25 protein-coding genes and 1 riboswitch are annotated in these 26,413 nt (G+C 66.2%); of the genes, 13 read left to right on the top strand and 12 right to left on the bottom strand.

All coding sequences use genetic code 11. From position 1 onward, the window contains the following. The 3 genes from A8G08_RS23555 to A8G08_RS23540 form a co-directional block, all read right to left on the bottom strand. On the bottom strand, window positions 1–958 hold a 958-nt coding region (locus A8G08_RS23555; protein WP_169823362.1), incomplete at its 3' end, for a transglutaminase family protein. Window positions 959–1,392: 434 nt separating this feature from the next. Further along, window positions 1,393–2,001, bottom strand: coding sequence for a recombination mediator RecR (gene recR, locus A8G08_RS23545; RefSeq protein ID WP_068279595.1), 609 nt, complete (start codon window positions 1,999–2,001; stop codon window positions 1,393–1,395). A gap of 12 nt (window positions 2,002–2,013) precedes the next feature. After that, window positions 2,014–2,352: a YbaB/EbfC family nucleoid-associated protein gene (locus tag A8G08_RS23540; protein WP_068279594.1), complete on the bottom strand. Its 339-nt coding sequence runs from the start codon at window positions 2,350–2,352 to the stop codon at window positions 2,014–2,016. 214 nt (window positions 2,353–2,566) lie between these two features. Here A8G08_RS23540 and A8G08_RS23535 point away from each other — a divergent pair, with 214 nt between their 5' ends. Then, the gene (locus A8G08_RS23535) at window positions 2,567–2,923 is read left to right on the top strand and encodes a VOC family protein (RefSeq protein ID WP_068279592.1); all 357 of its coding nucleotides are present in this window, start codon (window positions 2,567–2,569) and stop codon (window positions 2,921–2,923) included. Here A8G08_RS23535 and A8G08_RS23530 read toward each other — a convergent pair. After that, complete coding sequence (locus A8G08_RS23530) at window positions 2,920–3,354, bottom strand: SRPBCC family protein (protein WP_068279591.1); 435 nt, start codon at window positions 3,352–3,354, stop codon at window positions 2,920–2,922. The two genes, A8G08_RS23535 and A8G08_RS23530, sit on opposite strands and share 4 nt — an antisense overlap. 210 nt (window positions 3,355–3,564) lie before the next feature. Here A8G08_RS23530 and A8G08_RS23525 point away from each other — a divergent pair, with 210 nt between their 5' ends. Beyond that, window positions 3,565–5,007, top strand: coding sequence for an FAD-binding oxidoreductase (locus A8G08_RS23525; RefSeq protein ID WP_068279614.1), 1,443 nt, complete (start codon window positions 3,565–3,567; stop codon window positions 5,005–5,007). Further along, on the top strand, window positions 5,004–6,305 hold the full coding sequence (locus tag A8G08_RS23520; protein WP_068279590.1) for a class I SAM-dependent methyltransferase: 1,302 nt from the start codon (window positions 5,004–5,006) through the stop codon (window positions 6,303–6,305). The genes A8G08_RS23525 and A8G08_RS23520 overlap by 4 nt, the downstream gene beginning before the upstream one ends. Window positions 6,306–6,317: 12 nt before the next feature. On the opposite strand, the gene A8G08_RS23515 is transcribed toward A8G08_RS23520, so the two are convergent. Further along, window positions 6,318–6,893 (bottom strand): dihydrofolate reductase family protein, encoded by a 576-nt coding sequence (locus tag A8G08_RS23515; protein WP_068279588.1) that lies wholly within the window; start codon window positions 6,891–6,893, stop codon window positions 6,318–6,320. Between the two features lie 77 nt (window positions 6,894–6,970). Here A8G08_RS23515 and A8G08_RS23510 point away from each other — a divergent pair, with 77 nt between their 5' ends. Further along, on the top strand, window positions 6,971–7,552 hold the full coding sequence (locus A8G08_RS23510; protein ID WP_068279611.1) for a TetR/AcrR family transcriptional regulator: 582 nt from the start codon (window positions 6,971–6,973) through the stop codon (window positions 7,550–7,552). On the opposite strand, the gene A8G08_RS23505 is transcribed toward A8G08_RS23510, so the two are convergent. Beyond that, on the bottom strand, window positions 7,549–8,160 hold the full coding sequence (locus A8G08_RS23505) for a TetR/AcrR family transcriptional regulator (protein ID WP_068279586.1): 612 nt from the start codon (window positions 8,158–8,160) through the stop codon (window positions 7,549–7,551). The genes A8G08_RS23510 and A8G08_RS23505 overlap by 4 nt on opposite strands. 216 nt (window positions 8,161–8,376) lie before the next feature. Here A8G08_RS23505 and A8G08_RS23500 point away from each other — a divergent pair, with 216 nt between their 5' ends. From A8G08_RS23500 to thiC, 6 genes are all read left to right on the top strand, one after another. Continuing rightward, entirely contained in the window at window positions 8,377–9,306 is a 930-nt protein-coding gene (locus A8G08_RS23500) for a metal-dependent hydrolase (RefSeq protein ID WP_068279585.1), read from the top strand. Further along, complete coding sequence (locus A8G08_RS23495) at window positions 9,306–10,457, top strand: DUF7802 domain-containing protein (RefSeq protein WP_068279584.1); 1,152 nt, start codon at window positions 9,306–9,308, stop codon at window positions 10,455–10,457. Before A8G08_RS23500 ends, A8G08_RS23495 begins: the two co-directional genes overlap by 1 nt. Before the next feature lie 309 nt (window positions 10,458–10,766). After that, on the top strand, window positions 10,767–12,206 hold the full coding sequence (locus tag A8G08_RS23490) for a DEAD/DEAH box helicase (protein WP_084436781.1): 1,440 nt from the start codon (window positions 10,767–10,769) through the stop codon (window positions 12,204–12,206). A gap of 44 nt (window positions 12,207–12,250) precedes the next feature. After that, entirely contained in the window at window positions 12,251–12,607 is a 357-nt protein-coding gene (locus A8G08_RS23485) for a zf-TFIIB domain-containing protein (RefSeq protein ID WP_084436779.1), read from the top strand. Window positions 12,608–12,663: 56 nt separating this feature from the next. Further along, the gene (locus A8G08_RS23480) at window positions 12,664–13,245 is read left to right on the top strand and encodes an AAA family ATPase (RefSeq protein WP_222844293.1); all 582 of its coding nucleotides are present in this window, start codon (window positions 12,664–12,666) and stop codon (window positions 13,243–13,245) included. Window positions 13,246–13,303: 58 nt separating this feature from the next. Next, window positions 13,304–13,430, top strand: a riboswitch (TPP riboswitch). Further along, complete coding sequence (thiC, locus tag A8G08_RS23475; RefSeq protein ID WP_084436784.1) at window positions 13,421–14,962, top strand: phosphomethylpyrimidine synthase ThiC; 1,542 nt, start codon at window positions 13,421–13,423, stop codon at window positions 14,960–14,962. Its footprint overlaps the riboswitch before it by 10 nt. A gap of 181 nt (window positions 14,963–15,143) precedes the next feature. On the opposite strand, the gene A8G08_RS23470 is transcribed toward thiC, so the two are convergent. The 5 genes from A8G08_RS23470 to A8G08_RS23450 all read right to left on the bottom strand — a co-directional run bounded on the left by A8G08_RS23470 (window position 15,144) and on the right by A8G08_RS23450 (window position 23,864). After that, window positions 15,144–16,283 carry a methyltransferase gene (locus tag A8G08_RS23470; protein ID WP_084436777.1) on the bottom strand — a complete coding sequence of 380 codons (1,140 nt, stop codon included), beginning with the start codon at window positions 16,281–16,283 and terminating at the stop codon, window positions 15,144–15,146. 2 nt (window positions 16,284–16,285) lie between these two features. Continuing rightward, window positions 16,286–17,503: an LCCL domain-containing protein gene (locus A8G08_RS23465; RefSeq protein WP_068279579.1), complete on the bottom strand. Its 1,218-nt coding sequence runs from the start codon at window positions 17,501–17,503 to the stop codon at window positions 16,286–16,288. 487 nt (window positions 17,504–17,990) lie between these two features. Beyond that, window positions 17,991–20,126, bottom strand: coding sequence for a 3-hydroxyacyl-CoA dehydrogenase NAD-binding domain-containing protein (locus A8G08_RS23460; RefSeq protein WP_068279576.1), 2,136 nt, complete (start codon window positions 20,124–20,126; stop codon window positions 17,991–17,993). An 83-nt stretch (window positions 20,127–20,209) separates the two neighbouring features. Beyond that, window positions 20,210–21,424, bottom strand: a complete 1,215-nt coding sequence (locus A8G08_RS23455; RefSeq protein ID WP_068279602.1) for an acetyl-CoA C-acetyltransferase — start codon at window positions 21,422–21,424, stop codon at window positions 20,210–20,212. Between the two features lie 331 nt (window positions 21,425–21,755). Continuing rightward, window positions 21,756–23,864 (bottom strand): DNA polymerase III subunits gamma/tau, encoded by a 2,109-nt coding sequence (locus A8G08_RS23450; RefSeq protein WP_068279573.1) that lies wholly within the window; start codon window positions 23,862–23,864, stop codon window positions 21,756–21,758. A 102-nt stretch (window positions 23,865–23,966) separates the two neighbouring features. Between A8G08_RS23450 and A8G08_RS23445 the strand changes: the two genes are divergently transcribed. Next, window positions 23,967–24,611, top strand: a complete 645-nt coding sequence (locus A8G08_RS23445) for a TetR/AcrR family transcriptional regulator (protein ID WP_068279571.1) — start codon at window positions 23,967–23,969, stop codon at window positions 24,609–24,611. A gap of 118 nt (window positions 24,612–24,729) precedes the next feature. Here the strand turns inward: A8G08_RS23445 and A8G08_RS23440 are convergent, their stop codons facing one another. Continuing rightward, complete coding sequence (locus A8G08_RS23440; protein ID WP_068279570.1) at window positions 24,730–24,975, bottom strand: hypothetical protein; 246 nt, start codon at window positions 24,973–24,975, stop codon at window positions 24,730–24,732. A 487-nt stretch (window positions 24,976–25,462) separates the two neighbouring features. Here A8G08_RS23440 and A8G08_RS23435 point away from each other — a divergent pair, with 487 nt between their 5' ends. Together A8G08_RS23435 and A8G08_RS23430 are read left to right on the top strand one after the other, a co-directional pair. Further along, window positions 25,463–25,912: an acyl-CoA thioesterase gene (locus A8G08_RS23435; protein ID WP_068279569.1), complete on the top strand. Its 450-nt coding sequence runs from the start codon at window positions 25,463–25,465 to the stop codon at window positions 25,910–25,912. Then, the coding region (locus A8G08_RS23430) for a TetR/AcrR family transcriptional regulator (protein WP_157108757.1) at window positions 25,909–26,413 on the top strand (505 nt) is incomplete at its 3' end. The genes A8G08_RS23435 and A8G08_RS23430, both read left to right, overlap by 4 nt.

The following is a 26,413-nucleotide window of genomic DNA, read 5'->3' as shown; positions in this document are numbered from 1 at the left end:
TATAGGGCAGCGTGACTCGCGGGTCTTCATGGATGCGGCGGACGACGTTCTCGTAATCCAGTGTGGCCTTGCACTTTCCGGTCGCACCGGTGATCGGCGCGGCAGAGGTGGGATGTGGAGTGGCCGAGAGCGGAATATGCCCCTCGCCCGCAAACAGTCCCGACGTCGGATCCAGGCCCACCCACCCGGCGCCGGGCAGATAGACCTCGGTCCAGGCGTGCAGGTCGGTGAAATCGGCCGCAGGCCCGGACGGGCCGTCCAGCGCCTCGACGTCGGCGGTCAGCTGAATCAGATACCCGGAGACGAACCGCGCGGCGAAGCCCAGCCGGCGCAGGATCGAAACGAGCAGCCAGGCCGAATCCCGGCACGAGCCGACACCGCTGCGCAGCGTGTGATCGGGCGTCTGCACGCCCGGTTCCATGCGGATCGAGTACATAACGTCGGTACGCAACGCATCGTTGAGCTGGACCAGGAAGTCGATCGTGCGGGTTTCCGCCGAGATGTTCGACCAGCCCGTCCCGGCGCGGTCACCTGCGAATTCCTTGACCCAACGCTGCACGAGCGCACCGGGGCCAGACCCCTCGCCCGCCTCGTCGACCGGTGCCAGATACGCGGCCAACTCGGCACGAAGTTCGGCCGGATAGTCGAAACCGACGTGTTCGGCCCAGTCCTCGATGAAGAAGTCGAACGGGTTGATCACCGCCATATCGGCGATGAGCCCCACCGTTATCTCCAGCTTGCGGGTGCGCTCGGGGAAAACGAGGCGGGCCAGGTAATTGCCGAATGCGTCCTGCTGCCAGTTGATGAAATGCCCAGCAGGGTCGACCGTGAGCGAATAGGCGTCGATCTTGGTGCGCGAATGGGCCGCCGGGCGCAGCCGGACCACATGTGGGTGCACGTCGACGAGGCGATCGAAGTGGTACGTCGTGCGATGTTCGAGCGCAACCTTGATTGCCATTCGAAAATCGAACCACAGCAACGACCACCCTGCAGGGCTCGCGAGATAGGCCGGACCGGCATCAATGTGGTTGCGGACACGCGGGGCCACGACACCCGTGGATCGTGCGCACCGGTGGTAGGCAGAGAACAGGGACAGCGACACCGGAAGGGCGGTGAACCCTTATGCGTTGCCACGGCTGCACGAGCGAGATCGAACATTGCCACGGCACGCTCGTGGTGCACGTCGATCGCGCCGAATGCACCGACCCCGGATGCGCCGATCTGCATGCGGACCGGCACACCTTCGTGGTGGAGTGCTTCGACGTGGCAGGCGGGTGCGCGTGCCGGGCGGCGGTGCAGTTCCGGCGGGCAGCGGTCTAGCGCACGGTCCGCCTGAAACCGCTCTTCGCCGCGGGCGGGTGTGTTTCGGAGACAGCGCGGAGAGTGCGCGACCTACATTGCGCGGCGGCCGGACAGCGCCCGGCCGAGAGTGAGTTCGTCGGCGAATTCGAGGTCGCCGCCCATCGGAAGCCCGGACGCCAGCCGAGTGACCGCGAGGCCCGGGAAATCGCGCAGCATCCGAACCAGGTAGGTCGCGGTGGCCTCGCCCTCGGTGTTCGGGTCGGTCGCGATGATCACCTCGGTGATGCGGACGCCGTCGCTCTCCGCGCCGATCCGGGTAAGTAGCTCACGGATGCGTAACTGCTCCGGCCCGATGCCACTCAACGGATCGAGCGCGCCGCCGAGCACGTGGTACCGGCCGCGGAACTCCCGCGTGCGCTCGATGGCCTGCACGTCCTTGGGTTCCTCGACGACGCAGATGACCGTCTGATCGCGGCGCGGATCCAGGCAGATCCGGCAGCGCTCGTTCTCCGAGACCGTCCCGCACTCCACACAGAACTGCACCCCGTCGCGGACCCGCTGCAGCGCGCCGGTAAGCCGATCGAGATCCGGCGGCTCCACGGAGAGCAGATGGAAGGCGATGCGTTGCGCGCTCTTGGGACCGATGCCGGGCAGCTTGCCGAGTTCGTCGATCAGATCCTGAACCGGACCTTCGTACACGGTGGTGCGGGCCTAGAAGTCGGGCAGGCCGGGCAGCGAACCGCCGAGACCGCCGGCGAGCGGGCCGAGCCGACTGCTCGCGATCTGCTGCGCCTTCGCCGATGCATCGGTGAAGGCACCGATCACCAGGTCCTGCAGAGTTTCGACGTCATTGGGATCAACCACCTTCGGGTCGATGACCAGCGAAACGATCTCCCCGCTGCCCTTGACGGTGGCCGTGACAAGACCGCCACCCGCCTGACCGGTGACCTCGGTGGCCGCGATCTCTGCCTGCGCTGCCATCAGCTGCTGCTGCATCTGCTGGGCCTGCGCCAGGATCTGCTGCATATCGGGCTGCTGTCCGGGTTGCACTGAGGTTCCTCTCTGCGGATGTATCGCCAGCGTAGTCGGTGCCGACCGGGCCAAACCCGGACACGCCCGCGAAGGTGCCGCGGCGTGAGAATCGCATCTTGCCGCCGCTTCCTGGCCTCGTCGCGCACCTTTCGAGCCCCTTCGCACGCCCAGGCGTGCGCGATCGGGCGGAAAGGTGCGCGACGACTCAGGGATCGGGGTAGAAGGGGAAACCATGCCCCTGAAAATCGCCCACGTCACCATCGACTGCACCGGCCCGGCTTCCGAGCTCGCGCAATTCTGGTCCGACCTGCTCGACCGCCCGGTCGACGATGGCGCGAACGAGTTCTTCGCCACCGTTGGCCGGAGCTCGGGTTCGGGTGATGCCCTGATGTTTATCCGGGTGCCGGACAAGACCCCGGGCAAGAACGTGATCCACCTCGACCTGGTCGCGTCGGACTATGCAGAACAGATCGAGCGGGCGACCGCACTCGGCGCCGAGCGCGTGGGCGACTTCGACGAGTACGGCGCCGTGTGGACCACGCTGCGCGACCCGGAGGGCAACCTGTTCGACATCGGCAGGGCCAGTTAGGCCAGTTCCTTCTTCAGGTTCTCGAGCACCTCGGCCTGAATCTTCTTCAGGCCCAGCGGCGCAAAGATCCCTTCGAAGATGCCGCCGATGCCGCCGGCGCCCTTCCACTCGGTCTTCGTGGTGACCGTCGACCCGGATCCGCTCGGGGCCACGGTGTAGGTGGTCACCATCGACGAGTTCTTGTCGGTCTCGGTGATCGTGTTGCCCTGCACGGAGACAGTGGCTTCGACGTTGCGCTGCCGCTTCTCGGTGGCCTGCAGGATCCAGTTGGCGACGGTGCCGTCACCCTTGCCGCCGGACAGCACGCGGTACTCGCGGTAATGCGAGGACAGGATGCGCGGCCGGATGTCCTGATAGTCGGACAGCGCCTCGAGCACACGATCCGGTGCGGCGTCGATGGTCGCCGAGCTGCTTGCGCTGACCTGTCCCACGAAAAGCTCCTTTGTCGATGGATAGGGCGGTGATGATCCTGCCGCCCATCCTGCCTTGTGCGCGAGGGGGTTCCCGAGTGGCCTACCCACCGGCTCCGACACAACCCGACCCTCCCTAGCAACTAGTTGATTAGCCGCAGTAATATCTTTCTCGTGACGCGTCATCTCTCGCCGGAACCCCCGAGTAGCGATAGCGTCAGCAGTGTGGCAATCACAGCGAATAACCGCACGGGTCGATCCGCCGCAAAAACCGAGTCGGGATGGCCGGCTCATCGCGCGGGGGTCGAACGCCTGCTCGCGAGCTACCGCGCCATTCCCGCGGACGCGAACGTGCGCCTGGCCAAGAAGACGTCGAATCTGTTCCGCGCGCGGGCAAAGAGCACCGCACCCGGTCTCGATGTGTCCGGCCTGGAACATGTGATCGAGGTCGACCCCGTCGCCAAGACGGCCGACGTCGCCGGAATGACCACGTACGAAAACCTTGTCGCCGCCACGCTGCCCTACGGACTCGCGCCACTTGTGGTGCCGCAACTCAAGACAATTACCCTCGGCGGCGCGGTAACCGGCCTCGGCATCGAGTCCACGTCGTTCCGCAACGGCCTGCCCCATGAGTCGGTACTCGAGATCGACATCCTCACCGGCGCAGGCGAGATCGTCACAGCGACGCCCAACGGGGAGCACGCGGATTTGTTCCGTGGCTTCCCCAACTCCTATGGCACGTTGGGATATTCGACGCGGCTCAAGATCAAGCTCGAAACCGTGCAACCGTTTGTCGAACTGCGCCACATCCGCTTCCGCGATCTGCGCGAACTCGAGCAGGCGATCGACGCCATCGTGGCCGCCCGCAGCTACGACGGCGAGCCGGTGGATTACCTCGATGGCGTCGTATTCGATGCGGGCGAAAGCTATCTCGTGCTCGGCCGGCAGACCGACGAACCGGGCCCGGTCAGCGACTACACCGGGATGGACATCTTCTACCGGTCGATCCAGCACGAGGGCCCCGGTCCGAAGCGCGATCGGCTGACAATCCACGACTACCTGTGGCGCTGGGACACCGACTGGTTCTGGTGCTCACGTGCGTTCGGCACGCAGAATCCCCGGATCCGCCGGTTCTGGCCGAAGCGCTACCTGCGCAGCAGCTTCTACTGGAAGCTCATCGCTCTCGACCAGCGCTACGGCATCGCCGACCGAATCGAGGCGCGAAAAGGCAATGCCCCGCGCGAACGAGTGGTGCAGGATATCGAGGTGCCGATCGAACGCACGGCGGAGTTCCTCGACTGGTTCCTCGCCGAGATCCCGATCGAACCGGTCTGGCTGTGTCCCTTGCAATTGCGGGAACCGAGCCCGGTCGGCGATGACAGCGCGCGCAGGTGGCCGCTGTATCCGATCGATCCGGAGCGGACCTACGTCAACGTGGGTTTCTGGTCCTCTGTGCCGACCGTGACGGGTCGGCCCGAGGGCGTGGCCAATCGGGAGATCGAGCGCAAGGTAAGCGAACTCGACGGCCACAAGTCGTTGTACTCCGACGCCTTCTATGAGCGCGAGGAGTTCTCCGCTCTGTACGGCGGCGACCACTACACGGATCTCAAGCTTCACTACGACCCGAACCAAAGATTGCTCGATCTGTATGCGAAGGCGGTGCAACGGAAGTGACCACGTTCAAGACCAATACCGACTCCTCGACGAAGCTGAGCATTGCCGACATCGTGCAGACTGTCGTAGAGGGCCCGCTCCCTCTGCGGGTCAATGCTTACGACGGAAGCACCGCGGGGCCGGGCGATTCGCCCTACGCGCTCGAGATCAGCGATCCGCGCGCGATCAACCACCTGGCCACTGCCCCCGGTGACCTGGGTATGGCTCGGGCCTACGTCTCCGGCGAAATGACCGCGAGCGGCGTCCATCCGGGCGACCCCTACGAGATCCTGAAGGTGCTGCAGGACCTCCACTTCCACCGCCCGAGCGTGGGCGAACTCGCGTCCATCACGCGCACCCTCGGCTGGGAACGCCTGCACCCGATCTCACCGCCTCCGCAGGAGACCCTGCCGCGCTGGCGCCGCATCGCCGAGGGCCTGCGGCACTCGAAGACCCGTGACGCCGAGGTGATCCACCACCACTACGACGTCTCGAACACGTTCTACGAGTACGTACTCGGCCCGTCGATGGCCTACACCTGCGCCGCGTACAACGATCCGAACTGGACGCTCGAGCAGGCGCAGGAGAACAAATACCGGCTTGTCTTCGACAAGCTCCGGCTGAAGGAAGGCGACCGGCTGCTCGATATCGGCTGCGGCTGGGGCACGATGGTCCGCTACGCGGCGCGCCGCGGCGTCAAGGTGATCGGGGCGACGCTGTCGAAGCAACAGGCCGAATGGGCGCAGAAGGCGATCGCCGAAGAGGGGCTGTCCGATCTCGCCGAGGTGCGGCACAGCGACTACCGCGATGTCACCGAGTCCGACTTCGACGCGGTGTCCTCGATCGGCCTCACCGAGCACATCGGTGTGCAGAACTACCCTGCCTACTTCGGGTTCATCTCCTCGAAGCTGCGCGAGGGCGGCCTGTTCCTCAACCACTCCATCACTCGCCCGGACAACACCCGCAGTTCACGGGCCGGTGGCTTCATCGACCGCTATGTCTTCCCCGACGGCGAGCTGATCGGCTCGGGGCGGATCATCACCGACATCCAGAACGTCGGCCTCGAGGTGCGCCACGAGGAGAACCTGCGCGAGCACTACGCGCTCACCCTCGCCGAGTGGTGCAAGAACCTGGTCGACAACTGGGACGCGTGCGTCGCCGAGGTCGGCGAGGGCACGGCGAAGGTCTGGGGCCTCTACATGGCCGGCTCACGACTTGGCTTCGAGCGCAACGTGGTTCAGCTGCACCAGGTGCTCGGCGTGAAGCTCGACCCGAACGGAGAGGCGAACCTGCCCCTTCGTCCTTGGTGGGACGCCTAGCAAGCCCGAACGTCATCGGTTCCCGGTGCGGTACGTCGCTAGCGCGACCCCACCGGGCAGGGTTTCTATGTCCGTGCAATCGAGCTGGCGCAGAGAAGTGGTACCGCCGAAGAGTGAGATGCCGCGCCCCAGCAGGACCGGATAGATCTTCACCTGAATCTCGTCGATCACGTCGATCAGCTGGGCGGCGAGGTCCGCGCCGCCGCACAACCAGATGTCCCGCCCGGCCTCACGCTTGAGGTCCGCAACCTGGGCCGCGACGTCACCGGTCATCACCTCCAACGACTCAGTGGTGGCGATGTTCCGGTGAGTGACGACGACCTGACGAAGGTGCGGGTACCCGCCCCCATCCAGTCCCGCGGCCACGGCGGGCTCGTGTGTCCGCCAACCCATGAGCACGGTGTCGAACCGACGCGCTTCGCCGGTGACTCCGAAGGCCTCACGCAGGTGCGCCGGGCACGTCTCGGGGTACCGACCGAAAATCGCCGCCAAAGTCTCCGGCGGTAGTGGGAAATGCGAGGCGTCGCCCTCGGGATCTGCGATGAAACCGTCGATCGAGGTCGCGATGTAGTACACGAGTTTGCGCATGAGAGCCCTCCAACCACTACAAATGTCTTGGTTTGATCAATATACAACATCTGTATTGGTTGGCGTACGGTTTGTGCATGGTTGCAAACCCACGGCGCAGGGCAAGCGTCACCGACGCAGCGCTCGAGATCCTTGGGCGCGAGGGCAGTCGCGCGCTCACGCACCGGGCTGTCGACGCCCTCGCCGGCGTCCCTACCGGGACATGCGCGAACTACTTTCCGAGCCGAGCCGCACTCCTGCTCGCCATGGCGCAGAGGATTTTTGACCGAATCGAACCCGATCCGGCTCGGCTCGCGCTCCTGGAACAGGTCCCCGACCCGGACGCGCTGGCGGAATACACCGGGTACGTCGTCGAGCGGCTGGCAGCGAGTCCGGACCTGTCTCGCGCACTGATCGAACTTCGCTTGGAAGCGTCGAGATCATCCGAGGTCTTCGAGGTCCTCGCTCCGTTCCTGCGACAAGGTCTGGACGCGGATGTCGCGTTTCACGAGTCTCGGGGCCTTGCGGGCGGGCGGCCTGTGGTCCTGCTGCTGCACCACGTCGTGAACGGACTCATGCTCGACCAACTCACCATTTCTCTCGATCCCCGTAGCGACCCCGTGACTGTTGCCAAGGAGGCGGCACGGCGACTAGGCCCGTCAATTGCCGAGTACAGCTAGTCCTTAGCGCTCTGCGCAGCGATCGCCGGCCCCATCCAGCGGCGGAGGTAGCGGCGGAGGTCGTCACCCTCGCGCGGTGGGGTGCCGGGCGAGATGAACTGCGACTGCATCGTGCGCAGGATGTATTCGACGAGGTCGGGGAGCGATTCGTCGCCGTAGCCGTAGCGCGCCCAGTCCACGTCGAACCGATTGATCATCGTCATGCCGAACGCGCGGGCCTCGTCCGACACCAGGCTGTCGGGGTGCAGACCGGCGTCCATGCCGATGAGCATGATTCCGAGGTGAGGGGTTCGCCGCACGTCGGAGAGGGTGAACATGACGCCCTCGACCATCGCCTCGACCGGGTCTTCCAAACCGTGCACGCACCGCTCGAGTCGGTCCAGGAATCCGTCGACCGAGGCCAGTGCCGCGGCCTTCATGAGCGCATCCGCGCTGGGGAAGTACCGATACACCGTCTGACGGATGACGCCGAGCGAATCCGCGACGTCGGCGATGCTGATCGCGGTGCCTGTCCGGGCGATCACATCGACTGCGGTGGCGACGATTCGCTCGACCGCCTCGTCGTCGCTAGCCGGCGGACTGCCACCCCAACCACGCCTGCGCGCCATACCCACCTTTGGCTCGAACGATCCGGTCCGCACCGGTCAAGAGGTTATGACGCTAGCACCGCCGCACCCTCGCGCGGCGGTGCTGCGCACCCCTTGCAGAAAGCAATCATACAAAAGGAGCGTCGTGTGTATGATCACTCGCAACGTGGCGGCGCTCACTATGCGCGCAGTCACGGCAGCAGCCCAGCCCCATGGAAAGCCCGAGGTAGTCGAGCCGTGACCGACCTAATCGTTCGAAAAATGCGTTTCGCTTTCGCGGAGTCCGACGTTCCGTTCAACTGGAACGAGCAGAACCCGGCCTTTTCGTCGATGGCCAACGCTGTCTCCTTCCTCGCGATCGGCTTCGAGAAGATGATCGTGCAGATGATCAAGGAGGCCATGCCCCTGATCACCGATCCCAAGATCGCCGAGGAAGCCGACGCGTTCGTCCGCCAGGAGGGCCAGCACTCGACCGCCCACCGGCAGCACGCGAAGGCACTGGTCCGCCGCTACCCCGGCCTGCAGGAGACCCTCGACGACGTGATCGCCGCGTTCGACGACCTCACCGCGAACAAGTCGATCGAGTACCGGCTCGCTTACACCGCCGATCTCGAGGCCACCTTCACGCCGGTGTTCAAGCTGATGCTCGACCACGACTCGACGCTGTTCGCGCCGGGCGACGATCGCGTCGCCTCGCTTTTCCTCTGGCATTTCGTGGAGGAGATCGAGCACCGCAGCTCCGCGCTGATCATCTTCAGCTCCATCGTCGACAACGAGTGGTACCGGATGCGGATGGCGCCGTCGATCTTCAAGCACGTGATGGACACGATCCGGATCGCATGCGACGGATTCAACAAGCACGTTCCGCTCGAGGACCGCGCCATCGACTCGATGTCGATGTTCGCGAAGCACCGGAACAAGCAGAAGCTGCGCAAGCTGATCCCGGGCATGCACTACGAGGACTTCGGCCCGATGCCGCGCGCGTTCGACGATCTGCCGATGGGCGAGCAGCTCACTGCGCTCAAGGGGATTGTGCGCAGCCAGATGCCCAAGCACAATCCCGACCACGAGGACCTTCCGGTTCTGGCCGAGCAGTGGTTCCGCAAGTACGACGAGGGCTATGACGTGACCCGTTGGTACACCGCGGATCAGAAAGAGGTGGTCTGATGTCGGACCTGTGTGCGCCCACCTTCGAGGGGCTGGCCACGCGGCTTGGCTTCTCGTGCGAGGAAGCGGGCGGCATTGTCGAGTTCCGTAACCCGTTCGGCCTCGAGAACTGGACGCTTCCGGTACTCGAGCTGACGATCGTCGTCGGCGCGATCCTCGCGCTGGTGTACGCGATTATCCGGCTGCGACGCCACGGCGACCCGACCAACCTTGTCGTCTGGTTCGGCGCGACGGCCTACCTGTTCATCATCGAACCGCCGCTGTACTTCCCGGCCCAGTTCGGTATCGATGAACACGTCGACACAATGTTCGCGCACAACGTCTTCACCGTGGACTTCATGTGGGGTCGACTCCCGCTCTACATCATCGCGATCTACCCGTTCATGGCCACGATCGCTTTCGAAATCGTCCGCATGCTCGGCGTTTTCCGCCGCTACGGCGTGATCGTCGGCGCGATGGCCGTCGGGTTCGTGCACCACGCGTTCTACGAGATCTTCGACCACCTCGGACCGCAGTTGCGGTGGTGGGAGTGGTCGATCGACAACGATATGAACCAGCCGATGTTCGACTCGGTTCCGTTGCCGAGTGTGGTGGTGTTCGCCGCGCTGTGGCCGATGTCCCTGGCGCTGTGCGTGCAATTCTTCGTCGGACGGCACGTCGACGAGGGACGCAAGTTCAGCGGGCTCGAACTGGTGTGGCGCACGATCGTCATCGGTGTGCTCGCATCGGTCGGCACGTTCCTGCTGCCAATCCCCGCAACGGTTTTCGGGGCCGGCAGCGATACGGTCCGTGGGTTCATCTACGCCGCAGAGCTGATCGTGGTGTCCGTCGTCGCGGTCTGGGCGATGGTGACGCAATGGCGCCGGCAGCGTAGCGACGCGACCGCGCCGCGCTACACGAACCGCTTCGTGCAGATCTACGCCATCGTCTACCTGGCGGTCTTCGTGTTGCTGTGGGCCACCGCGCTGCCCGACTTCTTCGACGCGACCGACGGCGTGACGGACAACGGCGACCCGATCGGCAACCTCTGGTACACGATCGCCTGCTTTGTGGTTGCGATCCTGTCCGTGGTTGCGACGCTCACGATTCCGAAGGACGAGCCGAGCCAGGGCACGCCAGCACCGAGCGAGGAGCCCGTGGCGGCAAGCTGATTCGCTGCGGTTCTCACACCCGAGGGTGTTCTTCGTCCCGTGACGAAGAACACCCTCGGTTCGTTTTGCCACACCGCGCCGGGTCGTCGAGCGCCGTCCGTGTAGACTCGACTCGAACAGTGCGGCCCGAGAGCTGCACTTCCCGTCGTGGATTGCTTCCCTTCGCCACCGGCCTCAACCGTGTGCGGCGCATAGCTCTATTACGGCGATCGATTTTGCCCACCGGCAATCTCGCCATTCCGCGCCCGGAAGACAAGCGTTCGAAACGCCGTCGGGCGCACCGATGCCCCGAAAGGCACTCGACCCCGAATGTCGCTCGTGACGAACAATTCAACTACTACAACAACCTTCGCCGAACTGGGTGTGCGAAAGCCGCTCGTGAACGCACTCACCGCTGCGGGAATCACTGCACCGTTCCCGATTCAGGCCGACTCGCTGCCCGACTCGCTTGCCGGGCGCGACGTGCTGGGCCGCGGGCGGACCGGCAGCGGCAAGACGCTGGCGTTCTCCATTCCGTTGGTGAGCCGCATCGCCGGCGAATTCGCCGGAGGCAAGCGGCGGCCGAACCACCCGCTCGGCTTGGTACTCGCCCCCACCCGCGAACTGGCCACCCAGATCGCGGCCGCGCTCGAGCCGCTCGCCGCGGTCTACGGACTGCGCGTGACCACCATCTTCGGTGGCGTCTCGCAGAATCCGCAGGCCCGCGCGCTCAACGCCGGCGTTGACATCGTCGTGGCCTGCCCCGGGCGCCTCGAGGATCTGATGAAGCAGCGGTTGGTCAGCCTGGACGCGATCGAGATGACCGTTCTCGACGAGGCCGACCACATGGCGGACCTCGGCTTCCTGCCCGGTGTCACGCGCATTCTCGCCGCCACGCCGAAACACGCGCAACGCCTGCTGTTCTCCGCGACACTCGACAACGGCGTCGACAAACTGGTGAAGCGGTTCCTGAAAGACCCGGTGCTGCACAGTGTGGATAGCGCGAACTCGCCGGTCGCCGATATGACCCATCACGTGTTCGATGTCAGCGGCGCCGACGCCAAGCACGCACTGGTGCACACCCTCGCCTCAGGTACCGGTCGGCGAATCCTCTTCATGCGCACCAAACATCAGGCACGAAAGCTCGCCCGACGGCTGACCGAGGACGGTATTCCGGCCGTCGATCTGCACGGCAACCTGTCGCAGGCGGCGCGAGATCGCAACCTCGCGGCGTTCTCGAATGGCGCCGCACGGGTTCTCGTCGCGACGGACGTCGCCGCGCGCGGAGTGCATGTCGACGGCGTGGAACTGGTGGTGCACGTCGATCCACCGGCCGAGCACAAGGCGTACCTCCATCGCTCGGGCCGCACCGCGCGGGCCGGGAACGCCGGGGATGTGGTGACCGTCGTACTGCCCGAACAGCGCAAGGATCTCGCGGCGCTGATGCGCAAGGCTGCGATCTCCGTCACCCCCCAACGGGTCACGGCGGATTCCGCGCAGGTCCGCGAACTGGTCGGAGCGACGGCAGCTTATGTCGCGCCCGCGCAGCGCCAGGCCGCACAACCGCCGCGGAACGGCGCAGGCGCAGACCGACCTCAGTCGCGTCGCGCGGGCCGGCCTCGCCGAACCGGGCAAGCCTCGCAGGGCACGGCATCCTCGGGCCAGCGCAGCCGCCGCGCCAATGCCGGCCAGCACGGCGGATCCGGTGGATCCGGTGGCGACCGCCTTGCCGCGTTCTCCCGTGCGGGCGGCGGTCGCCGCGGCCGCTGAGCGGGATTCGGACGATAAGGGTGTCCAGGCACTAACCTGGCGTTGTGATTTGTCCGAAATGCCAGAACGTGATGCACACGGTGGACAAGAACGGCATCCACATCGAGCAGTGCTCGGGATGCCGCGGCGTCTTCCTCGATCGTGGTGAGCTGGAACAGATCGCCGCCGCCGAGCAGCAGTACTACGGTTCGCCGCCGCAGTACGAGGGTGGGGGCGGCGGGAAGTTCCGCGATTCGCCCCCTCCCGCGCAGCGCGGCTATCGCGATTCGCCACCTCCGGCGCAGCGCGGCTACCGCGACTCGCCTCCCTCCTACAAACACCGCGGCGGCCACTACGACTCGCCTCCGCCGTACGGCCACAAGCGCCGCCGCGGCGGATTCCTCGAAGGGCTCTTCGACTGAACCCTGTCGACCTGCGCGTCTGCCTCCGCTGCGGCGCCCGCCCGGACATACCGCAGGTGCTGCCCGACCGGCCGGTGCTGGTCTGTGCGGAGTGCGGGCACGAGCAGGAGTTCCTGCGCTTGCCTATGTTCGCGCTGACCGGTCCGAGCGGTACCGGGAAGTCGACGGTCGGCCGACTCTTGCGCGCCGAACTCGGCGACCGTGTTGTGGTCGTCGAGCAGGACGTGCTGTGGGCGGGTGGTCTGCGCGATCCCGAGGACGACTACGGCGCGTTCCGATCCACCTGGCTGACGATGGTGGGCATGCTGCATCAAAGCGGCCGGCCAGTGGTGTTATGCGGCACCGTGGTGCCGATTCAGCTCGAACACCGCCCCGAACGAACCTTTCTGGGCGACATTCACTACCTCGCGCTCACCTGTAAGACCGACGTGCTCGCGGAGCGACTCCGCGCTCGGCCGGCGTGGCGCGAATGGGACGAACCGCGAATCGCCGAGACCCTCGAATTCAACGACTGGGTCATCGCAAATGCGGCAACGATGGAGCCACCGGTCACCTTGTTGGACACCACGATTCGTGAACTGGATGCCACCGCACGCGAGGTCGCCGATTGGGTGCGCGCGCGCCTCGACGAGGCCTGACGGCCTTCGGTCCGGTTGCGTTCTGCCGCGCGTGCGCTACGGTGGCGGCCGTACAACTTCACATCCTCACGGGGGCTCGCACCAGCGGGCTGAGAGGACGGCTAGCTCATCTACGAGCGTCAGGGCCGTCGACCGTATGAACCTGACCGGGTAATGCCGGCGTAGGGAGATTCACATGAGCACAGCTGTGTCCGAAGGCATCACGACTGGTCCGATCGTCGGAAGCCACAAGCAATACACCGATGTCGATGGCATGGCGGTCCCGTCGCGCCGCATCGGGTTGACCAATGACGAACACCTCGACGTCTACGACACCTCCGGCCCGTACACCGACTGCGCTGCGCAGATCGATCTGGACGCGGGCCTGCCGCGCATACGAGATACCTGGACCCGGCCGGATCCGGTCGATGGCCCGGCCACGCAACTTGCGTGGGCGCGTGCCGGGATCACCACACCCGAGATGCGCTTTTGTGCTGCACGCGAGGGCGTTTCGCCGGATCTTGTTCGCGACGAGGTCGCCGCCGGGCGGGCGGTGATCCCAGCGAACCACCGACATCCCGAGTGCGAGCCGATGATCATCGGTAAGGCATTCGGGGTCAAGGTGAATGCCAACATCGGCAATTCGGCGGTGACAAGTTCGATCGCCGAGGAAGTCGAAAAGATGGTCTGGGCGACCCGGTGGGGCGCCGACACCATCATGGACCTGTCCACCGGCCGGGAGATTCACACGACCCGCGAATGGATTCTGCGCAATTCACCGGTACCGGTCGGGACCGTGCCGATCTACCAAGCGCTGGAGAAGGTCAACGGCGACCCGGTGAAGCTGAATTGGGAGCTGTACCGGGACACCGTGATCGAGCAATGCGAGCAGGGCGTCGACTACATGACCGTGCACGCCGGGGTGTTGCGCGGGCATATCCCGCTCACCGCGCGCCGCGTGACGGGCATCGTCTCGCGCGGCGGATCCATCATGGCTGCTTGGTGTTTGGCGCACCAACGCGAATCGTTCCTGTACGAGCACTTCGATGAGCTGTGCGAGATCCTGCGGGGCTACGACGTCACGTTCTCGCTCGGCGATGGGCTACGGCCGGGCTCGATCGCCGACGCCAACGACGAGGCCCAGTTCGCCGAACTGCGGACCCTCGGCGAACTCACCAAGATCGCGAAATCCCATGGCGTGCAGGTGATGATCGAGGGCCCCGGGCACGTGCCGATGCACAAGATCGCGGAGAACGTCGCCCTGGAGGAGGAACTGTGCGAGGAGGCGCCGTTCTACACACTCGGACCGCTGACAACCGACATCGCGCCCGCCTACGACCACATCACCTCCGCGATCGGCGCGGCGATCATCGCGCAGGCCGGCACGGCGATGCTCTGCTACGTCACCCCGAAGGAGCACCTCGGGCTGCCTAACCGGGACGACGTGAAGGTGGGCGTGATCGCCTACAAGATCGCCGCGCATGCCGCGGATCTCGCCAAGGGGCACCCGCGAGCACAGCAGCGTGACAACGCACTATCCAAGGCGCGCTTCGAGTTTCGCTGGGAGGACCAGTTCAATCTGGCGCTGGATCCCGATACCGCGCGGGCCTTCCATGACGAGACGCTGCCGGCGGAACCCGCGAAGTCGGCGCACTTCTGCTCGATGTGCGGGCCGAAGTTCTGCTCGATGCGGATCTCCGCGGAGGTGCGGGACATGCTGCCGCTCGACGTGGTTTAGGGCAACTGAGAACCGCCGCTACCGGGTGCGCCAAACGGGTGCAGATTGTGTAAACGGGGGCGAAACTTAGCACCCGCGAACAAGTTTTGCTCGCGTGAGCGCCGACCAAACGAGTGCGAAATGTGTAAACGGGGGCGAGGTTTTGCACCCGGATGGAAGTTTTGCACCCGGGAAGCGGCTGTCACGATCGTGGAAGCCGACCGGGCCTGAAGCCGTAGACCATCGATGTCGGTCCGATCAGATGGCGCACCTCGATCCGCTGCAAACCTGTGTCGTGCAACAGCTTCACGCAGTCGTCAGTGGACGACTCATAGCCCTCCCGCGTCTCGAGCATGATGTTCAGGCTCGATAGCAGGCTGAAATAGTTGTCGACACGCCCGGGCCGAGTCATCGCGTCATACACGATCACCGCACCCCCGGGCGGGATGGCGGCATACGCCTTGGTCGCCAACTCTCGCCGGGTACGTTCCGGGCTGCCATGGAACACGTGGCCGAACGACACCACGTCGGCCGTCGGCAGCGGACCCGCCATGAAGTCGCCCGGGACGAACCGGATCCGCTGGTCGAGCCCGAACGAGGAGACGTAGTCGGTGAACACGGGTCCTACGACCGGCAGGTCGAAGCCCAACCCACGCAAATGCGGATGGGTCAACGCGACCCGGACAGGCAATGCGCCCTGCGCGGTCCCGATATCGGCAAAGGTACCGAACCGTTTCCACGGAAAACGGGCAGCAATCAGCGTTGCCTCGGGTGTCGAGATCCCGGTCATCCCAGCCAGAAATTCGCGCAGCGCAGTGGGATCGCGATACAGCGCGGCGAAGAACTCGTCCTCCCCTTGCTCTTCGGCAGCGGCGGGGCCGCCCGTGCGCAGCAATTCCCCGAGCCCGCCCCACAATTCGTAGAGCCGTGTGCTGGACAGCTCGAGCAGACCACCGAGGTAGCTCGGTTTGGTTCGGTCCAGAAACAGTGCGCTGCGCAACGTATTCGCGTACCGCCCAGACCTGTCGCGGCGGAGCAAACCCGCCGCCACCAACGCATCCAACGCGGTCCCGGCCGCCCGCGGATGCCAGCCGAGCCGGCGCCGCAGCTCGTCTTCCGGCAGCGGTCCATCTGCCAGTTCGGTGCACACCCCGGCCTCGACAGCGGTCAAGACCAGCCGCGCCGACCAGAAGGCCATGCCCTTCTCGACGATGCGCTGCGGGCCGAGGATGCGTCGCACCAACGGTCCGAGCAGCCGATTCTGCAAGGCGCGCATCAGCAGTCGCTCGCGCCGAACATCGGGCAGGTCGCGGACCCGCTCGGTGGCGGGCTCACCCGGCATCGTCAGCCGCTTCCGGCCACCTGGAACGAACCGCCCCAACTGCCCCAATCCAGACTCGTCACCCCGTTGGCGGTCGAGCCTTGATACGAGCTCATCCCCGGTGAGATCTCGATGATGACGGTGCCACCGGCCTCCCGCGTGATGACCCCGGCGTGTACCGCCGCGTTGCACACACTCGAATCGTCGGTGTAATACCCACTGCCCCAGACGGTGTCGAGTGAGCCATTGGGTGGACACGCAAACGACGCGCGGCCGCCGTCCTGACCGCGGTACTGCTGCGCGTCCGCGCTCCAGTCGGCCATCGCCGCCTGGGTCTGTGGTGGCTGGGTCTGTGGTGGCTGAGTCTGTGGCACCGGTTGTTGCGGACGCGGCACGGGCACTTGGGTGCGGGCGGGCGGCGGCTGGGTTCGCGCCGGGGGTGGCTGCGTCGGCACTGGAGCCTCGGGGGCCTGCGGAGCAGGTTGCGCGACGGGCGTTCCGCTGCCGATGTTGATCGTCACCGGCGACCCGGAGTCCACATCGATGATCGTGATCTGGGTCAGCGGCGTCGGTGCCGCTTGGATGATGATGATCCGATCCGGGTCCCAGCCCGGCCACTTCGGCCCGGTATAGGCGGGCTTGGCCTTCGCCGGTTGCGCCGGCAGCAGCGGGTTTCCACAGGCGCAGCGCACTCGCGGCACGCCGTACTCGTCGACGAGCACCGCGGTACCCGCCTGCAGTACCGACTGGATCGGCGTCGGCCGCCCATTGTCGTAACCGTGGTTGGTCACTCGTGTGTCGGACCCGAGAATGACCACAGTCAGCCCGGTGACGTACCCCGCCACATCTGTGATCCCGAGGACCTCGGCGAACGCGGCGCGCTGGCCCGGGTTCTCCTCGAGGAAACCGATCAACCTCGCCTTGTCACACACCGACAACTGGAGCGAGCCGCCGTACAACCCGGTGCGGCCGCCGGATACCGCGATCACGCCGGCGCCCTCGGACGTCGGTTCCCGCGGCGCGATCGTGGGCATCGAACTCGGCAACGTGGTCGGCGAACCCGGCGGTGACACTGTGGGCGTCCACGGCGAGTCCCCCTCCGATGTCGCCGCCTCGAGCAGGATTTCACCCTGGTCCGAATCGTCCTTGACGAATACGAAGTATCCGGCGATAAGGAGTGCGATCAGGACGACCGCCCCGGCCGCGGCGAACCACGGCCAGCGCGGACGACCGGCGGGCACGGGCCCACTCGGAGGTCCGGGCGGTCCGCCGGGTGGAGACCCTGCCTGCGGCCACTGCTGGCCGTAGGGCTGGGTGGGCGGGTGCTGAGGTTGCCACGAGGGATTCTGCGGCGGCTGCTGTTGACCGCGAGGCTGCCAGGAGGGATTCGGAGGGCCCGGATATTCGCTCATAGGTTCACCCCGAAACCAATGCCAAATGTTTGCGCTGAGTTTACTCGCGGACCGTCGCGACCGGGCCGAGAAGGAGCAACATGCGCGAAGAAGCGCGCCAAACGGGGGCGAAATGTGTAAACGGGAGCGAAGTCTTGCACCCGGGCGGAAGTTTCGCACCCGCGAGCGCGGGCCAAACGGGTGCGAATTGTGTAAACGGGGGCGAAGTTTTGCACCCGTTCAGAAGGTTTGCACCCGGGAAGCGCGGTGTCGGAGCCCCGTAAAGCCAACAGGCCCTGGACCTTTCGGTCCAGGGCCTGCTTGGTTTAGTGCGGTGTTACTTCTTCAGCGACGCGGGCGGGGTGAAGCGCTGGCCGTACTTGGCGGCGAGCTCCTCGGCCCGGGCCACGAAGGCCTCCTGGCCACCCGGGTAACCGACGATGAACTGGTGCACACCACCGGTCCAGGCCGGGAAGCCGATGCCGAAGATCGAGCCGATGTTCGCGTCGGCCGTGCTGATGAGCACGTTCTCGTCGAAGCACTTCTGGGTCTCGATCGCCTCGGCGAACAGCATCCGGTCGATCAGGTCCTGGATCGGGACGTCCCGGGTCGCAACCGTCTTGAAGTGGTCGCGCAGACCCTGCCAGATACCGAGGCGCTTGCCGTCCTCGTCGTACTCGTAGAAACCGGCCTTCTCCAGACGGCCCGGACGACCCTCGGCCACCATGAAGTCCACGACATCGAGCGCCGGGTGACGCTCTGCGCCCATGGCGACGTCGCCGCGCTCGGCCGCCTCGGTGGTCTCCTTGGCGATCTTCTGCATGAGCTTCATGTTCAGCTCGTCGGTCAGCTGCAGCGGCGCCGCCGGGTAACCGGCCTGCTGGCCGGCCTGCTCGATCGTCTGCGGCTCGATGCCCTCGGCCAGCATGGCGATGGCCTCGTTGACGAACGTGCCGATGACGCGCGAGGTGAAGAAGCCGCGGCTGTCGTTGACGACGATCGGGGTCTTCTTGATCGCCAGGGTGTAGTCGAACACCCGGGCCAGAGCCTCGTCGGAGGTCTTCTCACCCTTGATGATCTCGACCAGCGGCATCTTGTCGACCGGCGAGAAGAAGTGGATGCCGATGAAGTCCTCGGAACGCTTGACACCCTCGGCCAGGCCGGTGATCGGCAGGGTCGAGGTGTTCGAGCCGAGCAGCGCGTCGACGTCGACGATGTCCTCGATCTCCTGGAACACCTTGTGCTTGAGCTCGGTGCTCTCGAAGACGGCCTCGATCACGAAGTCGACACCCTTGAAGTCGGCCGCATCCGCGGTCGGCTTGATGCGGTCGAGCAGCGTCTTGGACTTCTCCTCGGTGGTCTTGCCACGCGAGAGAGCCTTGGCCTCGATCTTCTCCGAGTAGTTCTTGCCGCGCTCGGCAGCCTCGAGGGTGACGTCCTTGAGGACGACCTCGTAGCCGGCCTTGGCCGACACGTAGGCGATACCGGCGCCCATCATGCCCGCGCCCAGGACGCCGACCTTGCGGATCTCGCGCTTCGGCACGTCCTTCGGACGCGAACCACCGTTGTTGATGGTCTGCAGGTCGAAGAAGAACGCCTGGATCATGTTCTTCGCAACCGGGCCGGTGAGCAGGTGCACGAAGTAGCGCGACTCGATCAGCGACGCGTTGTCGATGTCGACCTGAGCGCCCTCGACGGCCGCCGACATGATGGCGCGCGGCGCCGGCATGTTGGCACCCTTCAGCTGCTTGCGCAGGTTGGCCGGGACGGCCGGGAGGTTCGCGGTGAACGCCGGGTTGCCGGGGCCGCCGCCGGGGATCTTGAAGCCCTTCTTGTCCCAGGGCTGAACGCCACCCTCGGGGTTGGCCTTGATCCATGCCTTCGCGGCCGGGACCAGCTCCTCGATCGAGCCGACAACCTCGTCGACCAGGCCGATCTCCTTGGCCTTGGCCGGCTTGTTGCGCTGGCCCTGCAGGAGCACCTGCAGCAGCGCGTTCTGGATGCCGAGCAGACGCACGGTGCGGATGACACCGCCGCCCGCCGGGAGCAGACCCAGGGTCGCCTCGGGCAGACCGATCAGCGAGCCCGGTACGTCCGCCGCGATGCGGTGGTGACAGGCCAGCGCGATCTCCAGGCCGCCGCCGAGGGCCGCACCGTTGATGGCCGCGACGACCGGCTTGCCGAGCTGCTCCAGGGTGCGCAGCGCGCCCTTGATCTCGGTCAGCTCGTCCATGAGTGCCTGGCCGTCTTCCGGGCCGACCTGCATCATGTTCTTCAGGTCGCCACCGGCGAAGAAGGTCTTCTTCGCCGAGGTCAGCACGACACCCGCGATGTCGTCCTTCTCCTCGACGAGGCGCGCGACGGTGGCCGTCATCGACGCCTTGTAGAGCTCGTTCATCGTGTTGGCGCCCTGGTTCGGGTCGTCCATCGTCAGGGTGACGATGCCGTCCGAGTCCTTTTCCCAACCGATCATGTTGTCAGTCACTGCTTTGTTTCTCCTGTGAATAAGAATGAGGAAAGCGCGCCTGTGACAAGGCGGCTCCGCAAGCTCCGCCGCTAGACGCGCTCGATGATGGTGGCAACACCCATGCCGCCGCCGACGCACAGCGTCAGCAGGGCGTAGCGGCCGTTACGACGCTCGAGCTCGTCGACCATGGTGCCGGTGATCATCGCGCCGGTGGCACCGAGCGGGTGACCCATCGCGATCGCGCCACCGTTGACGTTCAGCTTCTCGTCCGGGATGTTGAGGTCCTTCTGGAACTTCAGGACGACAGACGCGAAGGCCTCGTTGAGCTCGAAGAGGTCGATGTCATCGACGGTCAGGCCGGCCTTGGCAAGCACCTTCTGGGTGGCCGGCGTCGGGCCGGTCAGCATGATGGTGGAGTCGGCGCCGGAGGTGGCGGTCGCGACGATGCGGGCGCGCGGGGTCAGGCCCGAGCCCTTGCCTGCGTCCTCGTTACCGACGAGCAGCAGCGCGGCACCATCGACGATGCCCGAGCTGTTGCCGCCGTGGTGGACGTGGTTGATCTTCTCCACGAAGTGGAACTTCTGCAGCGCCACGGCGTCGAAGCCACCCATCTCGCCGACCAGCGCGAACGACGGCTGCAGCTTGGCGAGGTCCTCCAGGGTGGTGCCCGGACGCATGTGCTCGTCCTGGTCGAGCACGATGAGGCCGTTCATATCGCGAACCGGCACGACCGACTTGGCGAAGTAGCCGCCCGACCATGCCGCCGCGGCGCGTTCCTGCGAGCGCACCGCGTAGCCATCGACGTCCTCACGGCTGAAGCCCTCGATGGTGGCGATCAGGTCGGCGCCGACACCCTGCGGGACGAAGTAGGTGTCGTAGTTGGTGGCCGGGTCGAGCCCCCACGGGCCGCCGTCGCTGCCCATCGGCACGCGCGACATCGACTCGACGCCACCGGCGATGACCAGGTCATCGAAGCCGGAGCGAACCTTCTGCGCGGCCATGTTCACGGCCTCGAGGCCGGAGGCGCAGAAGCGGTTGATCTGCACGCCGCCCACGGTGTCGGGCAGGCCGGCCGCGGTGGCCGCGACGCGCGCCATGTCGGCGCCCTGGTCACCGACCGGGCCGACGATGCCCAGGATGATGTCGTCGATGCGATCCTCATCCAGGTTCGGGAAACGGTTGCGCAGCTCGTCGATCAGGCCGGTGACCAGATCGATCGGCTTCACCGAGTGGAGCGAACCGGTCTTCTTGCCGCGCCCGCGGGGCGTACGAATCGCCTCGTAGATGAACGCCTCTGTCGTCACTGTGACGTCTCCTTCTTCCCTACTGCTCGGTGCCACGGCACCGCTGGTGGTTTTCCTGTGCGGCAGTGCCGCGTAGTTACTTGCGGTCGTGCCGCGCGCCGCGTTCCGATCGGTCAACGGCGGTACAGCCACCCCGACCCGCATGTGACGCAACGAGAACTACGGCCGTCGATACCCGCACTTTTCTACTACAGAAGCAGCAGCTAAAGGTAGGGGTTGGGCAACCGTGGTCCCGTCGCGGCGGGTGCGAATCGCGGTTAACTTTGGCGAGTTTACACCGACTCCATACCAGCAAGTAAAGTCCGGCCTCCGCGAGGCCCTCCAGCCCCGCTCAGGCGCCGTCGATCCGGCGCGCGCCGAGCTCGTTCTGGAGCAATTCGATGGCGACCTCGTCCGGGTCACGGCGGTTCTCCTGGCTTACCGGCTGGGCAGCCTCGGCGAACATCTCGTCCTCTTCATCCGGGGTGCTTGGCGGCGGCGGGCCATCCGTGAACTCCGGCTCCGCCGGGGACGCGTCCACGGTTGACGGTTCTTCACCGGGATCGCGGTCCGGCTCGGACGGTAGCGGCCAGTCCTCCTCGGCCGACGGCGCGGGCTCGGCCGGCTTCGGCTCGGCCTTTGCGCGGCTCGGCCGGGAGAACTTCGGCGGGCCGGCCGGTTTCGCGGGCGCCGTCGATTTCGCCGGCGCGCGCGTTGCCGCTGTGTCGGCCCCGCCCACCTCGCAACGCACGTCCCACTCGACGCCGAACAGATCGCGCAGGGCCTCCTTGATCACTTCGGCATTGCGCGGTTCGACGAGGCGCTTCGCCAGCGGGCCCGAGTCGTGCCGAAGTACGAGGGCACCACCGGTCACCGCGGCGACAGTGGCGCCGGACAGCATCACCTCGACCGTCCGGCTGCGGTCGCGCACCTTCGAGAGCAACTCCGACCAGACCGCGCGCACCGCGGCCGCGTCGGGCTCGCCCGGCCGGGCTGCGGGGACGGGTTCCGGCTCGGGCGTTGCCTCCGGGACCGCCTCGGCCATGGGCTCCGGCGCCGGAGCGGGCTCCGGCGGCGGTGCGGGCTCGGGTTCAGGAGCAGGGGTCGGCTCGGGCGCGGGGCGCGTCGGGGCCGGTTCGGGAGTGGGTGGGGGCGTCGGGACCGGCTGCGGCGGCGAGACCGGCACCGGGTCGGGAGTCGTCGGAGCCGGCTCAGGGGTGGGCGTCGGCGGCTGATTCATGCGAGTCGGCCGGAACTCGCGGCGGCCGGCCTGGCCCTCGTCACCGGAATCGGCGATCGGGCGGGTGACCTCGATCCGTCGCTCGATCCGCTCAATGCGTTGCAGCGCAGCCGATTCGGCGTCCGAGACCGACGGCAGGAGCATGCGTGCGCACACCACCTCGAGCAGCAGCCGCGGCGCGGTGGCGCCGCGCATCTCGCCGAGACCCTCGTGCACCAGCTCCGCGTAGCGAGCCAGCGTGGCCGGACCGATCCGTTCGGCCTCGGCCTGCATCCGCACGAGCTGATCGCCGGGCGCATCGACGAGCCCGCGTTCGCCGGCATCCGGCACGGCGCGCAACAGGATCAGATCGCGCAGCCGGTCCAGCAGGTCGGTGGCGAACCGGCGCGGGTCGTGACCGGCCTCCATGACCTTGTCGATCGTGCCGAACAGCGCGGCGCCATCGTCGGCGGCGAGCGCGTCGACCGCCTCGTCGATCAGCGCCACATCGGTGACACCGAGCAGCGCGAGCGCACGCGGATAGGTGACGCCTTCGCTGCCCGCACCGGCGAGCAACTGGTCGAGCACGCTGAGCGAGTCACGCGGCGATCCGCCGCCCGCGCGGATGACCAGTGGGAACACCGGGGGTGCGACCGTGACCGATTCCCGATCGCAGACCTTTTCCAGCAGTCCGCGCATCGTGCTCGGCGGCAGCAGCCGGAACGGGTAGTGATGGGTGCGCGATTTGATCGTCGCCAGTACCTTTTCCGGCTCGGTGGTCGCGAAGATGAAGATCAGATGCTCCGGCGGCTCCTCGACGATCTTGAGTAGCGCGTTGAAAGCGTCCGTCGTCACCATATGCGCTTCATCGATGATGTAGATCCGAAAGCGCGACTCGGCGGGCGCATAGAAGGCGCGTTCGCGCAGATCCCGCGCCTGCTCCACCTTATTGTGGCTTGCCGCATCGAGTTCGATCACGTCGAGGTTGCCCGGACCACCGGGCCCAAGCGCGACACACGACGGGCAGACCCCGCACGGCGTCGAGGTCGGTCCTTCGACGCAGTTCAAGGACCGCGCGAGGATCCGCGCCGACGAGGTCTTCCCACAGCCTCGCGGGCCTGAGAACAGATACGCATGGTTCACCCGGCCGGCGTCGAGCGCGGTGCTCAGGGGCTCGGTTACATGCTCCTGACCAACCACCTCGGCGAACGTTGCCGGTCGGTACTTCCGGTACAGCGCCACGCGCCGAGCGTACCGGCGGCAGGGGACATCGAATGCCGCGGAGTTCCCCGGCTTCCCCGGACGCACGTGGCAGGTTTCGACCGATCGGTCTATATTTAGATCATGCGGTCTAAACTAGCGGGTGCACGGACCTTCACCGAAGAAGCTCGCCGGCAGCAGATCGTGTCGTGCGCGGTTGAGTTGATCGCCGAATCGGGATATCCGCAGGCCTCGATCGCGAAGATCGCCGAACGCGCCGATATCGCGAAAAGCGTGGTGCTGTACCACTTCCACAGCAAGGACGAACTGGTTGCCGCGATCGTCGAAACCGTGTTCGCCGCGTCGGCCGCCGTGATGGTGCCGCGAATCGCCGCCACGTCGAGCGCGACGGAACGACTGACCGCATACATCGACGCCAACGGCGAGTTCCTGGACACACATCGCCGGGAGGCCATCGCGCTGTACGAGGTCTCCACCAGTTACCGCGGTGGTGACGGCCGGCGATTCGACCAGGCGGTTCAGGCGTCCGTGGACGCGAGCGGTGTACCACCGGAGTTCGCGCTACTCGATCCTTTGACGATCCTGTCGGACGGAATTCGCGACGGTGAGTTCCGGACCGCCACCGACCCGCACCTGCTCAAGAACATCCTGCGCGCCGCATTGGACGGCGCGGTCGGCGAATTGTCGCGCGACGACACCTACGACGTCCTGGCCCACACCGCCGCGGTCAAAGACCTCTTCCTCGCTGCGATCGGAGCACACCAATGAGTCCGCGTATCACCATCCTTGCCTTCGGAACCCGCGGCGATGTGGCGCCACTGACCGGTCTGGCCACGCACTTGCGCGATCACCTCGGCGCAACAGTGGCCATTGCGGCGCAGCATCCCTACCAGCAGATGGTCACCGATGCGGCCTCGAGTTCCGGAAATTGCCGCGGGATACCGAGGCCGACACCCGAGCCTCGGAGTACGGCCAGGCGATGGTCGACAGGCGACGCCTCAAACCGTCCAAAGACGCCATCGTCGGGATGCGCGACGATCTTGCCTGAGTCGGCGAGGCAATGGCCGCAACCAGCGCCGACGCCGATCTGATCCTGTGTGGGGGTCCCGTCGGTTCGCTGTTGGGCTGGCATGTCGGCGAGGCCATCGGGGTTCCAAGCGCCGCGCTGGTGCTGCAGCCATCCACGATGACCGGCGACTTCGCCCCGCCCGCGCTGGGCACCCGGTCCTACGGACGCGTGGGGAATCGGCCTCGGCAGCACCGCTCTCAGCAACGGCGCTCACACCAGCGAGATCATCTGCGGTGCACTGAAAGCCGGTGGACGTCGCGCCCTGATCCATCGCGGCTGGGCAGGGCTCGACGGCGGCAGCGACCCCGACTTCTTCACCATCGACGATGTCCAGCCGAGCTACCAAGTCAACGCGCAAGCCATGGCAGCACAGTTGGCTAGCGAGGACGGCACGGCGGCCGCGGCGCGTGTAGTCGAGAAATTGCTAGCGACTCGATCGAGCCGGGACCCACGACCCTGAGATCTCCAACTCCCGCTTGGTTGTGGACGGCGTACGCTCGAAACTATACGATCGAACGGTCGTATTTATTGGTTACGCCGGGAGGACACGATGACGACAACGGACATGGACACCGCCCATGGCGTGGTGCTGCGGCAGGCGGTGTACCAGGACGATCTCGACGGGTTCGGAATGCTGCATCACACGAAGTACGCCCTGTTGTTCGACCACGCCGTGATCGACTTCTGGAACGCGGCCGGCTGGGTCTTCGACCCGAAGCAAACGGTCTTCGCGATCCGCGATCTCTCGCTGCGGTACCGAGTGCCCGTCATGACGACCGGGACTCTCGCCGTGCGGTTCTGGATCGAGGACGCGATCGCCTCGAAGGCGACCTACCGCTTCGAGATCCGGTCCGACGACCTGTCGACTCTGCATGCCGACGGCACGCGCACAATCGTGAACCTCGACCCACAGACCCTGCAGCGCACGCCGATGAATGCGGACATGTGGGAGGCGGCACGACCGTTGCTGCTGCCCGGGTTCGCGATTCCGACCGAATGATGGCCGCCGAACCCGATGGCCGCCGGGCGCGTGGAGATCGCACCCGGCACAAGGCGGCGCGGTACGCCGCCGATCTCGCCACGGTCTACGGACTGGACTCGATCTCGGTCGGCCAACTCGCGGCGGGGACCGGCCTGTCCAAGAGCGGCATCCTCACCGTGTTCGATGGCCGCGAGGCCATTCAGCTCGCGGCAATCGCCGAGGCCCGGGCGATCTTCATCGCCGAAGTAGTCACACCCGCATGGCATCTCGAGCCCGGCGTCGTGCGCTTGCGTGCGTTCGTCGACAACTGGTTGACCTACGTGCGTGCCCGAGTGTTTCCCGGCGGCTGTTTCCTTGCCGCAACCTCCGCCGAGTACGCGGGCCGCGACGGCGAGGTCGCTGACGCCGTGCGCGCGCTCAAACAGGATTGGCTGCGGCTACTGGAAAGCCAGCTGCTCGCCGGCGGGCCGGACGGCGAGACGGAGCGAAACCGCGCGAGGCGCATTGCCTTCCAGCTCG

This window comes from Aldersonia kunmingensis (assembly GCF_001646865.1).
GTDB lineage: Bacteria > Actinomycetota > Actinomycetes > Mycobacteriales > Mycobacteriaceae > Aldersonia > Aldersonia kunmingensis.
Note: the sequence above shows the minus strand (reverse complement) of the source record. Positions and strands in the feature narration are given on the sequence as shown.

Excerpts from the sequence above, each read along its gene's own strand:
- A8G08_RS23535 (WP_068279592.1), top strand. The coding sequence starts at position 2,567 with ATGCCCCTGAAAATCGCCCACGTCACCATCGACTGCACCGGCCCGGCT.
- A8G08_RS23515 (WP_068279588.1), bottom strand. The coding sequence starts at position 6,893 with ATGCGCAAACTCGTGTACTACATCGCGACCTCGATCGACGGTTTCATC.
- A8G08_RS23510 (WP_068279611.1), top strand. The coding sequence starts at position 6,971 with ATGGTTGCAAACCCACGGCGCAGGGCAAGCGTCACCGACGCAGCGCTC.
- A8G08_RS23505 (WP_068279586.1), bottom strand. The coding sequence starts at position 8,160 with ATGGCGCGCAGGCGTGGTTGGGGTGGCAGTCCGCCGGCTAGCGACGAC.
- A8G08_RS23495 (WP_068279584.1), top strand. The coding sequence starts at position 9,306 with ATGTCGGACCTGTGTGCGCCCACCTTCGAGGGGCTGGCCACGCGGCTT.
- A8G08_RS23490 (WP_084436781.1), top strand. The coding sequence starts at position 10,767 with ATGTCGCTCGTGACGAACAATTCAACTACTACAACAACCTTCGCCGAA.
- thiC (WP_084436784.1), top strand. The coding sequence starts at position 13,421 with ATGAGCACAGCTGTGTCCGAAGGCATCACGACTGGTCCGATCGTCGGA.
- A8G08_RS23470 (WP_084436777.1), bottom strand. The coding sequence starts at position 16,283 with ATGCCGGGTGAGCCCGCCACCGAGCGGGTCCGCGACCTGCCCGATGTT.
- A8G08_RS23460 (WP_068279576.1), bottom strand. The coding sequence starts at position 20,126 with ATGATCGGTTGGGAAAAGGACTCGGACGGCATCGTCACCCTGACGATG.
- A8G08_RS23445 (WP_068279571.1), top strand. The coding sequence starts at position 23,967 with ATGCGGTCTAAACTAGCGGGTGCACGGACCTTCACCGAAGAAGCTCGC.
- A8G08_RS23440 (WP_068279570.1), bottom strand. The coding sequence starts at position 24,975 with ATGCCAGCCCAACAGCGAACCGACGGGACCCCCACACAGGATCAGATC.
- A8G08_RS23435 (WP_068279569.1), top strand. The coding sequence starts at position 25,463 with ATGACGACAACGGACATGGACACCGCCCATGGCGTGGTGCTGCGGCAG.